Source organism: Pseudomonas sp. GL-B-19 (assembly GCF_019956415.1).
GTDB lineage: Bacteria > Pseudomonadota > Gammaproteobacteria > Pseudomonadales > Pseudomonadaceae > Aquipseudomonas.
This window is the reverse complement of record NZ_JAHBDK010000085.1, coordinates 1-12,667: the sequence shown is the minus strand read 5'-3', so window position 1 is coordinate 12,667 and position 12,667 is coordinate 1. Positions and strand designations below refer to the sequence as shown.

The 12,667-nt window shown below is 60.0% G+C and carries 8 protein-coding genes; 7 read left to right on the top strand and 1 reads right to left on the bottom strand.

Annotated elements, in window-relative coordinates:
• Positions 1 to 233: 233 nt before the first annotated feature.
• Entirely contained in the window at positions 234 to 1,046 is an 813-nt protein-coding gene (gene xthA, locus KGB06_RS26720) for an exodeoxyribonuclease III (protein ID WP_223521172.1), read from the bottom strand.
• A 294-nt stretch (positions 1,047 to 1,340) separates the two neighbouring features.
• Between xthA and KGB06_RS26715 the strand changes: the two genes are divergently transcribed.
• The 7 genes from KGB06_RS26715 to KGB06_RS26685 all read left to right on the top strand — a co-directional run bounded on the left by KGB06_RS26715 (position 1,341) and on the right by KGB06_RS26685 (position 12,509).
• Positions 1,341 to 1,991, top strand: a complete 651-nt coding sequence (locus KGB06_RS26715; RefSeq protein WP_223521170.1) for a GNAT family N-acetyltransferase — start codon at positions 1,341 to 1,343, stop codon at positions 1,989 to 1,991.
• Between the two features lie 66 nt (positions 1,992 to 2,057).
• Positions 2,058 to 3,785, top strand: coding sequence for an autotransporter assembly complex protein TamA (locus KGB06_RS26710; RefSeq protein ID WP_223521168.1), 1,728 nt, complete (start codon positions 2,058 to 2,060; stop codon positions 3,783 to 3,785).
• Positions 3,782 to 7,450: a translocation/assembly module TamB domain-containing protein gene (locus KGB06_RS26705; RefSeq protein WP_223521166.1), complete on the top strand. Its 3,669-nt coding sequence runs from the start codon at positions 3,782 to 3,784 to the stop codon at positions 7,448 to 7,450. The genes KGB06_RS26710 and KGB06_RS26705 overlap by 4 nt, the downstream gene beginning before the upstream one ends.
• 177 nt (positions 7,451 to 7,627) lie before the next feature.
• The gene (locus KGB06_RS26700; protein ID WP_223521164.1) at positions 7,628 to 8,101 is read left to right on the top strand and encodes a MarR family winged helix-turn-helix transcriptional regulator; all 474 of its coding nucleotides are present in this window, start codon (positions 7,628 to 7,630) and stop codon (positions 8,099 to 8,101) included.
• Complete coding sequence (locus KGB06_RS26695) at positions 8,098 to 9,567, top strand: efflux transporter outer membrane subunit (RefSeq protein WP_223521162.1); 1,470 nt, start codon at positions 8,098 to 8,100, stop codon at positions 9,565 to 9,567. The genes KGB06_RS26700 and KGB06_RS26695 overlap by 4 nt, the downstream gene beginning before the upstream one ends.
• A 15-nt stretch (positions 9,568 to 9,582) precedes the next feature.
• Positions 9,583 to 10,785, top strand: a complete 1,203-nt coding sequence (locus KGB06_RS26690) for an efflux RND transporter periplasmic adaptor subunit (protein WP_223521160.1) — start codon at positions 9,583 to 9,585, stop codon at positions 10,783 to 10,785.
• Positions 10,786 to 10,979: 194 nt separating this feature from the next.
• Positions 10,980 to 12,509 (top strand): DHA2 family efflux MFS transporter permease subunit, encoded by a 1,530-nt coding sequence (locus KGB06_RS26685; RefSeq protein WP_223521158.1) that lies wholly within the window; start codon positions 10,980 to 10,982, stop codon positions 12,507 to 12,509.
• Positions 12,510 to 12,667 lie beyond the last annotated feature (158 nt).

Sequence of the window (12,667 nt, the reverse complement as noted above, 5' to 3'; positions counted from 1 at the left end):
CGTGAGCTCAACCAATGTTGGCCAGAAGCCAAAGATGGCTTCCTCGAATAGGCCTTATACATAGATGCAACCGGGTAGCAGTGTTTGAAAAGCAGGTAGACAGTGGGGGCGAGTCCATACATAGGAGTGAGCCTGCTCGCGATAGCGGTGAGTCAGTCGACATCAATATTGGATGTGCTACCGCTATCGCGAGCAGGCTCACTCCTACAGGGTTTTGTGTTGAGCTTTAGATATCAGCTCAATTCAAGCCAGATCGGTGCATGATCGGACGGTTTTTCCATCCCGCGCAGTTCGTAATCCACGCCTGCGTCCTTGATCCGTGGCAGCAGGCCATGGGAGGCCATGATCAAGTCGATTCGCAGCCCGCGCTTGGGCTCGTCTTCAAAGCCGCGGCTGCGGTAATCGAACCAGCTGAAACGGTCGGTCACGTCCGGGTTCAGGTGACGGAAACTGTCCACCAGGCCCCAGTTTTTCAGGCGGGCCATCCACTCGCGTTCTTCCGGCAGGAAGCTGCACTTGCCGGTTTTCAGCCAGCGTTTCATGTTGTCCGGGCCGATGCCGATGTCGCAGTCTTCCGGTGAAATGTTGACGTCTCCCATGACCACCAGCGGCTGATCGTTGCTGAACTGGCTTTCCAGCAGTTGTTGCAGGTCGCTGTAGAAACGTTGCTTGGCCGGGAACTTGGTCGGGTGGTCGCGGCTTTCACCTTGTGGGAAATAACCGTTCATGATGGTCACCGGTACGCCATTGGCGTCGGCGAATGTGCCCCAGATGAAGCGGCGTTGAGCGTCTTCTTCATCGGTGGCGAAGCCTTTGTGCAGGGCCAGTGGTTCTTTGCGCGAGAGCAGGGCGACGCCGTAATGGCCTTTCTGCCCATGGAAATACACGTGATAGCCCAGCGCCTGAACCTCGGCCAGCGGGAACTGGTCGTCGTGAACCTTGGTTTCCTGCAAGCCGATGACGTCTGGCTGGTGTTTTTCAATCAGCGCCGCCAGCTGATGCGGGCGAGCGCGCAGCCCGTTGATGTTGAAGGAGACGATCTTCATGGTCGGCAGTCCTGGCAAAAGGGCGATGCTAGCTGACATGTAGGAATCGGGCCAGCGTGGGGTGAGGGGATTCGTGTTCGGCGGTAGGTCTTTATTGGCTCATGCGGGCCTCATCGCGAGCAGGCTCGCTCATACAGTCCCAGTCTGGTCTATACCTTTGTGGGAGCGAGGCTGCTCGCGATGGTGCAATCACCGTCAGCACTGACTTCGATCAGTAAGGAACTGTGTCAGCACCGATAGGCTCGTAACAACAAGAGCACAGCCATTTGAGCTGTACCGGGGAGATCAACCGTTATGCCTGAAACCTCGACCGCCATCGCCGACATTCACATGCTCGACAGTGGTTATGCCCACGAAGCGCGATCCCTGCTTTACCACGCTTACCGGCACGAACCGACCTTCGGTTACCTGTTCGAGGCCGAACGCCCCGGCTATGAACATCGCGTGCGGGCGACCGTGCGCGAACTGGTCAAACAACACTTTCTTCAGGACTTGCCGGCTATCGGTCTGCTGGTCAACGACCGTTTGATCGGCATAGCGCTGATCGCGCCGCCGCTACGACGCTTGGGTATCACCGAAAGTTGGGCCTGGCGTTTGCGCATGGTGCTCAGCGCGGGTTTTCGCAGCACCCGCCGCTATCTCGACTACCACGCCGCCGTTGCCGCTTGCGTGCCGAGTGACTCGGTCCATGTGTTGCCACTGCTGGGCATTCACCCGCAATTTCAGGGCAAACACTTCGGCGAACAACTGCTGCAAGCGGTGCATAATTGGTGCGCAGTGGATGAAACCTCCGAAGGTGTGATCCTCGACACCGGGAATTCTCGCTATCTGGAGTTCTATAAGCGTCAGGGGTACGAGGAAATCGGCGAGGTTGCCGTAGGACCGATTCGCGAGCATGTTTTTTTCCACGCCAATCCGCAGGTGTTACAAACCTCAACGGCATAAACGGTAGAACTTTAACGCCATGCGAGGCTCTATCACGCTCCCAAGCTCGTGATAGCATCCGCGCCTATGAAGTTTCCAGGAAGATTTACCAGTGGCGTGCTGATGCTGTTCACCAGCTGCGCGGCGCTGGCCCAAAGTGAATTGGATGTTCGGATCAAACCGTCCAACGATGAGCTGAAAGCCAATATAGAGGGCTATATCGGCAGCCTCGGCGATCGTGACGAAGAAGCATTGCAACGCTTCAGTCGTGGCGCCGAGGAGCAGGCGCGCAAGGCCGCCCAGGCCTTGGGTTATTACCAGCCGCAGATCGACAGCGACGTGACGGGCGGCAAAACGCCGCGCCTGGTGCTCAACATCGACCCCGGCGAACCGGTGCACTTGCGCAATGTCACGATTCGTATCGACGGCCCGGCCGCATCACTCAAGTCTTTTCGTGTGCCCAAAAGCGCTTCGCTGAAAACCGGTGCGGTGCTCAATCATGGTCATTACGAAGACGCCAAACGCCTGATACAGAATCAAGCCTCGCGCTTCGGCTTTTTCAGCGGTCACTTCACCAGTCAAAAATTGTTGGTGGACCCGCGCGCTGGCGTGGCCGATATCGAACTGATCTACAGCAGCGGCCCGCGCTACGCCTTGGGCAAGGTCAGTTTCGAAGGCGATACGCCGTTTGACGAGGACCTGCTGCAACGCATGGTGCCGTTCAAGCAAGGCGCACCTTACGACTCCGAATTGATCGCCGAACTCAATCAGGCCATGCAATCGAGTGGTTATTTCGAAAGTGTTCGAGTGGATGCGACGCCGACGGCGTCCCAAAATGATGTGATCCCGGTTGACGTCAAACTCGAAACCCGCAAACCACGGACCATGGGCCTGGGGCTGGGTTATTCCACCGACGTCGGTCCCCGGATCAAGGCCAACTGGACCCGGCACTGGGTCAATCCGCAGGGGCACAGTTATGGCTGGGAGGCCGAAGTCTCGGCGCCTCGGCAAAACGTCGGGCTGTTCTACGACATTCCCCTGGACCCGCCGCTGACCGACAAACTGCGCTTTGCCGGTGGTTATCAGAATGAAGAAATTGACGGCACCGACACCCGCAGCAAACTGCTGACCCTCGGCCCGGAATGGCACAGCAAACTGCCCAGTGGCTGGCAGCGGGTGGTGTCGCTGAAATGGCAGCACGAGGATTACAAACTGGGTGACGACTCGGGGTTGAGTAATTTGCTGATGCCCGGCGTCAACTATTCCTACCTTAAAAGCGACAACCGCATCGACCCGCACAACGGCTATCGCCTGCAATTCGACTCCAAAGTAGCAAAAGAAGGCCTGGGTTCGGACAATAACCTGTTGTACGGCACCGCGTTGGTGAAAGGCTTGACCACGGTTTTCGAGAAACACCGGTTGCTTGGCCGGGTACAGGTCGGCGGCAGCGCTACCAATGGCTTCAAGTCAGTGCCGCCGTCGTTACGGTTTTTCGCCGGTGGCGATCAGAGCGTGCGCGGTTACGACTACCAGAGCCTGTCCCCGGAAAACTCCGAGGGTGACCGCATCGGAGGTCGTTACATGGTGGCGGCGAGCGCAGAATACCAATACTCCATCGCCGAAAAATGGCGGGTCGCGACCTTCGTTGACCAAGGCAACGCCTTTAATACACTCGATCTGCCGAGCCTCAAGACCGGGGTAGGTATCGGCCTGCGCTGGGTCTCGCCGGTGGGGCCGTTGCGCCTTGATCTGGCCCATGCGCTGGATGACGACGGCGGTATTCGACTGCACTTTTCCATGGGGCCTGAGCTGTGAATCGTGGTTTGAAAATAACGCTGCTGGCGATTCTGGCGCTGCTCATGCTGGTCGTTGTCGCCGTCACCACAGTGTTGGGCACCGCTGGGGGCAGCCGTTGGGCGCTCGGTTTTGCGTCGGGTCTGACCCTTGAAAATTTCCAGGGTCGTCTGGGTGGACAATGGAGTGCCGATCATCTGGTGTGGCAGCAGGACACCAGCCGGGTCGAGCTGAGCAAAGTAATTTTTGCTTGGTCGCCGCTGTGCCTGACACGTATGGCGTTGTGCATCGAGCAACTGAAAGCCGATCAGGTCAGCCTGCAATTTCCCCCCGGTACCGATGAAGCAAGCAGCGGGCCGATCAGCCTTCCGGACCTGACATTGCCCTTGGCGATTGAACTGGGTGATGTCCAGGTTGGTAGTCTGCTGTTCAACGGCAGCGAAGCGCTCAAAGGCCTGCAACTGGCGGCGCACTGGACGGTGCAAGGCTTGCAGATTGATTCGGTGAAGTTGCAACGCGATGATCTGAGCCTGAACCTCTCCGGTCTGCTGCAACCCACCGGCAACTGGCCGCTCAAAGCTGAAGGCAACCTGACCCTGCCGGCTCCCGAGCCTTGGGCGCTGGCGCTGAAAGTGGACGGCGACTTGCTGAAAACCCTGAACCTGAAAGCCGACAGCAGCGGTTACTTGAACGGGCAACTGACCGGCGAGCTGCAACCGCTGGCGGACAACTTGCCGGCCAAGGTACGAATCACCGCCGACGGCTTCAAACCCGCCGCTGACTTGCCAGACACCTTGCAACTCAATCAACTGGAACTCACCGGCGACGGCGACCTGAAAAACGGGTACCAGTTGCTCGGTAAAGCCACGCTGCCCGCGGAGCAAGGCCCGGTCGCGTTGCTGCTGCAAGGCAAGGTCGATGCCAAGGGCGCGCAGATCGCCGGCCTTGACTTCACCGCCAACGACAAGCAAAGCCTCAAACTCAGCGGCACCCTCGACTGGAGCAAAGGCCTGAGCGCCGACGCGAAAATCGACTGGCTGGATTTTCCGTGGCACCGCCTCTATCCGTCGATTGACGAACCGGAAGTGGCATTGCGCAGCTTCAAAGGCGACATCTCCTACACCGACGGCAAGTACCTCGGCAGCTTCACAGCAGCGCTGGATGGCCCCGCCGGTGCCTTCACCCTGATCAGCCCGTTCAGTGGCGACCTGACCAAAATTTACCTGCAACAAATTCAACTCCAGGCCGGGCAGGGCAAGGCCGAAGGGCACCTGAACCTGCAATTTGCCGACGGCATTGCCTGGGACACCGCGCTCGACCTGTCAGCGATCAACCCGGCGTATTGGGTCGCCGAATTGCCGGGCACACTGGCCGGCCCCTTGCGCAGCAACGGCGAGATGAAGAATGACAAACTCAGCCTCAATGCGGACCTCGACCTCAAAGGCAAACTGCGCGGGCAACCTGCCGTGATCCAGGCCAAAGCCGACGGCGATGGCGAGCAGTGGAACCTCAATGCGCTACAAATCCGCCTTGGCGACAACAGCATCAACGGCAAGGGCAGCCTGCAACAGAAACTCGCCGGCCAGATCGATATCAAGATGCCGCGTCTGGCCCAGCTCTGGCCGCAACTGCGCGGTCAACTGAACGGCCGCATCGATGTCGCCGGCACGATCAAGGCGCCGCAAGGCAAGCTCGGGCTGCAAGGCACGCAACTGGCTTTCGACGACAATCGCCTGCAAAGCCTGAACCTCGACGCGACCCTCGACAGTGCGCAACGGGCGAAAATCGACCTCAAGGGCAGCGGTATTCAGGCCGGTGACACGTCGCTGGGCACGCTAACCGCCAGCGGTCAGGGCGACATCAAAAACCAGAAGCTCAGCCTCGACTTGCAAGGCCCGAAACTAAAGCTGGCCCTCGGCCTTGACGGTGCGCTTGACCAAGGCAACTGGCGCGGGCGCCTGGCCAGCGGCGATATCCAGACCGGCGGGCAAGACTGGAAACTGCAAGGCCCGGCGAAACTGGAGCGACTGGCGGATGGCAAGATCAACCTGGGCGCTCACTGCTGGATGTCCGGCCCGGCCAACCTGTGCGGTGAAGACCAGCGTTTAATGCCAGAGCCGAAGCTGCGTTTTCACCTCAAGCAGTTCCCGATTGAAAGTCTGGCGCAGTGGCTGCCCAAAGATCTCGCCTGGAAGGGCCGGCTCAACGCCGACCTGCAACTGGACCTGCCCGCCAGCGGCCCGAACGGTCTGATCAGCATCGACGCCAGCGGCGGTACATTGCGCATGAAGGAGAAGGACCAGTGGCTGGACTTCCCGTACCAGACGCTGAAACTCACCAGCAAACTCACGCCAAAACGTATCGATACGGACCTCAACTTCGTCGGCGGCAAGCTCGGCGAGTTGATGGTTCAGGCGCAGCTCAACCCGTTGCCGAAGAACAAACCGCTAACCGGTTCGTTCCGCTTGAGCGGGCTCGACCTGTCGGTGGCGCGGCCGTTTGTGCCAATGGTCGAGAAAATCACCGGGCGCTTGAATGGCAGTGGCACGATCTCCGGTGGCCTGTTGGCACCGCAGGTTAACGGCAGCCTGTTGCTTAGCGACGGCGAAGTCTCCGGGCCGGAATTGCCGATGGCGCTTCAAGTCTTGCAGCTGCGAGCGGTGATTGCCGGTGAAACCGTGCAATTGAATGGCGACTGGAAAAGCGGCAAGACCGGGCAGGGCACCCTCAACGGCAACATCGCCTGGGGACAGGCGCTGGTGGTGGACTTGACGCTCAAGGGCTCGCAGCTACCGGTCACCGTCGAGCCGTACGCCAAGCTGGAAGTCGCGCCGGACCTGAAGATCTCGATGAAGGGTGACGAACTGGCAATCGCCGGCAAAGTGCTGGTGCCCAAAGGCGAGATCACCATCCGCGAGTTGCCGCCTTCCACGGTCAAGGTATCCGATGACGTGGTGATCGTTGGCCGGCAGACCGAAGAGGGCAAACCGCCCTTGGCCATGAAGATGGACATTGATGTGGTGGTCGGCGCTGACAAGCTGAGCTTTGCCGGGTTTGGCCTGACCGCTAATGTGCAGGGCCAGGTACACATCGGCGACAACCTGGACACGCGTGGCGAACTGTGGCTCAACGACGGGCGTTATCGCGCCTACGGTCAGCGCCTGACCGTGCGCCGGGCGCGCTTGTTGTTTGCCGGCCCCCTTGATCAGCCTTACCTGGACATCGAGGCGATTCGCCAGACCGACGATGTGATCGCCGGTATTCGCCTGAGCGGCAGCGCCGAGCAACCGACCACGCAGATCTTCTCCGAACCGTCCATGAGCCAGGAACAGGCGTTGTCCTATCTGGTGTTGGGGCGTCCGCTAAGCAGCAACGGCGAAGACAACAACATGCTTGCCCAGGCAGCGCTCGGCTTGGGTTTGATGGGCAGTTCGGGGGTGACTGGCGGATTGGCCAAAAACCTGGGGATCCAGGATTTCCAACTGGATACCCAGGGCAGCGGCACCACTACCGCCGTCGTGGCCAGTGGCAATATCTCGGAAAAACTCAGCCTGCGTTATGGCGTGGGCGTGTTTGAACCGGCCAACACCATTGCCCTGCGCTACAAGCTGAGCAAGAAGGTCTTCCTCGAAGCGGCAAGCGGCGTGGCGAGTTCGTTGGACATCTTCTACAAGCGGGATTTCTAAGCCCGTTTCCTTCAAAGACACCGAGTTCCGACGATGGCGTCAGTGTGCCCGACGCAAAATACCCGACACCATTGGTCAACTAATTGCTAAGCAACCTAACTATTGCGTTGACATTGGCTGCCTAGGCAGTAACATCTCGTCATACATTCACTGCCTAGGCAGCTAATTGGTGACTCGATGAAGCATTTCTCGCCAGATGATTTCCACAATTGCCATCTCGGCCTCCTGCTCGGGCGCGCCGCGCTGCTCAAGGACCGGCTCATTGACACTCACATGGAACCCTATGGCATCACCGCCGCGCAGTTCAAAGTGATGATCATCGTCGCCCAGTTCGGCGTCGATACCCCGGCCGAGCTGTGCCGTCACCTGTCGCTGGACAGCGGTTCGATGACCCGCATGCTCGATCGTCTGGAACAGAAAGGTTTTCTCATCCGCCAACGCTCGGAGGCAGATCGCCGCCAGGTTCAACTGGTGCTGACCGAAGAAGGCCAGGCACTCGCCGACCGTCTGCCGCACATCGGCGCCGACGCGATGAACGAACTGGCCAAGGCCATCACCCCGGATGAATTGAAAACGCTGGAACAAATCCTGAAGAAGATTCTGGTGGCAGCCGGTGACTCGATCACGCTGCTGCGGGTAGGCGACAAATGAGCAGTAAAACCCTGCGTACAGGCCTCAGTCTGGTGCTGGCCGCCATGACCCTGGCCGGTTGCGCCAGCTACAGCGGCCTGACCACCAAAGGCCAAAGCCTCGGCGCGAAAACCCTCAAGGCCGGTCAATCCCTCAGTGGCGTAACCCTTTCGCCGGCGGCCTGGCCGAAAGCCGACTGGTGGAAAAGCCTCGGCGACCCACAGCTCGATGGCCTGATCCGCGAAGCCCTGCACGACAGCCCCGACATGCAAATTGCCGACGCCCGCGCGCATCAGGCCAGCGCCGCTGCCTACGCCGCCGACGCCGCGCGCATGCCGACCCTCGATGCTGGTGCCGGCGTCAGCCGTTCGCGACTGTCCCGTGACCAGGACCCGACCGGGCAGGGCGGCACTTACGCCACCGTGCGCAACATTGGCGCCAGTTTCAATTACAACTTCGATCTCTGGGGCGGTCAGCGCGACGCCTGGGAAGCAGCGTTGGGCCAAGCCCGTGCTGCCGAAGTCGATCAACAGGCCGCGCAGTTGACCTTGGCCGCTGACGTCGCGCGCGCCTATAGCGATTTGGGTCAGGCGCACATCGTCTATGACCTGGCTAATGAAGACCTGACACGCACCCGCAAAATGCTCGACTTGAGCCAGCGTCGCCTGAGTTCGGGCATCGACAGCGAGTACCAGCTCCAGCAAACCCAAAGCCTGGAAGCCACGTCCGAGGCCAGCCTGATTGACGCCGAAAAACGCCTGAACAGCGCAAAAATCGCCTTGGCCGTGCTGCTAGGCAAAGGCCCGGATCGCGGCAAAGAAATCGCTCGGCCGAAAATCCTTCAGGCCAGCGCTGTCGCTCTGCCGTCGGTGTTGCCCGCCGAGTTGCTCGGTCGTCGTCCCGACCTGGTGGCCGCACGCTGGCGAGTCGAGGCGGCGAGCAAGAACATCGCCGCCGGCAAAACCCAGTTCTATCCCAACTTGAACCTCAGCGCCGCCGCCGGTGCCGAATCGTTGTTGGGCGACGCAATGTTTGGTTCGGCGAGCCGCTTCTTCAATATCGCCCCCACGATTTCAGTGCCGATTTTCGATGGCGGCCGGCTGCGTGCCGACCTCGATTCGCGAGACGCCGATTACGACCTCGCGGTGGCGCAGTACAACAAAAGCTTGGTGAAAGCGCTCGGTGACGTCAGCGACTCCATTAATCAGTTACGCGATATCGGCCGGCAGATCGGTGCTCAGCAGCACGCCACCGACATTGCCCAGGATTCTTACAACACCGCGCTCCAACGGTACGGTTCCGGCATCGGTAACTACCTGGACGTGCTCAGCATCGAGCAGCAGTTGCTCCAGGCCCAGCGTCAGCTGGCGAACCTGAATGCCGAGCAGATCGACCTGTCGATCCAATTGATGCAAGCGCTGGGCGGCGGTTTTCAGGGAGAAACCCTGACCGCAGCCAACGCAACCCCAGCCACGCAGTACAACTAATTCAAGGTATTGGTCATGGCCACTGTCGATGCACCTCAAGCTCCGGACAACGCGCAAGACACAAACAATCCGCGTAAACGCAAAGTCATGCTGGTCGCGCTGGCGATCCTGGTCGTCCTCGCCGGTGTCGGCGTCTGGGGTTATCACGAACTCTACGGGCGCTGGAAAGAAAGCACCGACGACGCCTACGTCAATGGCAACGTGGTGGAAATCACTCCGCTGGTCACCGGCACCGTGGTCAGCATCGGCGCCGATGACGGTGACCTGGTCCACGAAGGTCAGGTGCTGATCAACTTCGACCCGAGCGACGCTGAAGTCGGGCTGCAAAGTGCCCAGGCCAATCTGGCCCGCACCGTGCGTCAGGTCCGCGGTTTGTACAGCAACGTCGACGGCATGAAAGCCCAGGTCAATGCCCAGCAGGCTGAGGTGCAGAAGGCGCAGGACAACTTCAATCGCCGGAAAAACCTCGCCGCCGGCGGCGCGATTTCCCAGGAAGAGCTGTCCCACGCTCGCGACGACCTGACCTCGGCGCAAAACGCACTGGCCAACGCCAAACAGAAATTGAACACCACCAGCGCTTTGGTGGATGACACCGTTGTCTCGTCGCACCCGGACGTGATGTCGGCGGCCGCGCAACTGCGTCAGGCCTACCTGAACAACTCGCGCAGCACCTTGATCGCGCCGGTGACCGGTTACGTGGCCAAGCGCTCCGTTCAATTGGGACAACGGGTTCAGCCGGGCACCGCGTTGATGGCGGTGATTCCGCTGGATCAGCTGTGGATCGACGCCAACTTCAAGGAAACCCAACTGCGTGACATGCGTATTGGTCAACCGGTGGACATCCAGGCCGACCTGTACGGCAGCGACGTGAAATTTAGCGGCACCATCGACAGTCTCGGCGCCGGCACCGGCAGCGCGTTTGCCCTGCTGCCCGCGCAAAACGCCACGGGTAACTGGATCAAAATCGTGCAGCGCGTACCCGTGCGGATCCACATAAACGCCGAAGAACTGGCCAAGCATCCATTGCGCGTGGGGCTGTCGACTCAAGTCGATGTGAACCTGCGAGACCAGAGCGGCCCGGTGCTGGCGCAACAGCCGCCGCAAAAGGCCTCGTTCAGCACCAGCATCTATGACCGTCAGTTGGCCGAGGCCGACGCGATGATCACCCAGTTAATCCACGACAACAGCGCCGCGGTCAGCAAGACCGCGCAACGCTGATTCGCCATCACACCGACCCTGTGGGAGCGAGCCTGCTCCGGGCGGCGTTCCGGCGATAGCGGTGGATCAATCAACAAAGATGTTGAATGTTAATCCGCCATCGTCGGAACGCCGCCCGGAGCAGGCTCACTCCCACAAGGTAGACGGCGCCTGGCTAAAGGGCGCTGCGCCCACCCGGTTTCAAAGGATTCGCGATGAGCAATAACGCCTCTTTCACGCCGCCCAGCCTGTTGCTCAGCACCATCGGCCTGTCGCTGGCGACCTTCATGCAGGTGCTCGACACGACCATTGCCAACGTGGCGCTGCCGACCATTTCCGGCAACCTGGGCGTGAGTTCGGAGCAGGGCACGTGGGTGATTACCTCGTTTGCCGTGAGCAACGCGATTGCGCTGCCGCTGACCGGTTGGCTCAGCCGCCGTTTCGGTGAAGTGAAGCTGTTTCTCTGGGCCACGGTACTGTTTGTGCTGGCTTCGTTTCTCTGCGGCATCTCGACGTCGATGCCGGAGCTGATCGGTTTTCGGGTGCTACAAGGACTGGTGGCCGGCCCGTTATACCCAATGACCCAGACGTTGCTGATCGCGGTCTATCCCCCCGCGAGGCGTGGCATGGCCCTGGCATTGCTGGCGATGGTTACAGTGGTGGCGCCGATTGCAGGCCCTATCCTCGGTGGCTGGATTACCGACAGTTACAGCTGGCCGTGGATTTTCTTCATCAACGTGCCCATCGGCATCTTCGCGGTGATGGTGGTGCGCCAGCAACTCAAGGCTCGCCCGGTGGAAACCAGCCGCCAGCCGATGGATTACGTGGGGTTGATCACGCTGATCATTGGTGTCGGTGCATTGCAGATTATCCTCGACAAGGGCAATGACCTGGACTGGTTCGAGTCGAACTTCATCCTGATTGGCGCGGCCATTTCCGTGATAGCGCTGGCGGTGTTCGTGATTTGGGAAATGACCGACCAGCACCCGGTGGTGAACCTGAGGCTGTTCGCCTACCGCAACTTCCGCATCGGTACGTTGGTGCTGGTGCTGGGTTACGCCGGATTCTTTGGCATCAACCTGATCCTGCCGCAATGGCTGCAAACCCAAATGGGCTATACCGCGACCTGGGCCGGCCTGGCTGTGGCGCCGATCGGGATTCTGCCGGTGCTGATGTCGCCGTTTGTCGGCAAGTACGCGCACAAGTTCGACCTGAGACTGCTGGCTGGGCTGGCGTTTTTGGCCATTGGCCTGAGCTGCTTCATGCGCGCCGGGTTCAACAATGACGTGGACTTCCAGCACATCGCGTTGGTGCAACTGTTCATGGGCATTGGCGTGGCGCTGTTTTTTATGCCGACATTGAGCATTTTGATGTCGGACCTGCCGCCGAACCAGATCGCCGACGGCGCAGGCCTGGCGACGTTCCTGCGCACGTTGGGCGGCAGTTTTGCGGCGTCGCTGACCACGTGGATCTGGATTCGCCGGGCGGATCAGCATCACGCGTATTTGAGCGAAAGCATCACCACGTTCGACCCGGCCACCCGCGATGCGCTGAACACGCTGGGCGGGGCGGGGAATCCGGCATATGCGCAGCTCGATCATGTACTGACAAGTCAGGCCTACATGCTTTCAACCGTGGATTACTTCACGTTACTAGGGTGGGGGTTCATAGGGCTGATTCTGATTGTATGGCTGGCGAAACCGCCGTTTGCGGCGAAGGCTGGGCCGGCTGCCTCTGGTCACTGACCCAAACACAAAACCCCTGTAGGAGCGAGCCTGATCTGGTCCAGTAATTTTGGACATTGTTTTCGGTTCTCACGCCGCCATCTTTTCTGCCGCTACCGGCGAGTGGTAACCGTTGTAGCTGTGGCGCCTTACATTGTTGTAGCGCGCCACATATCGGT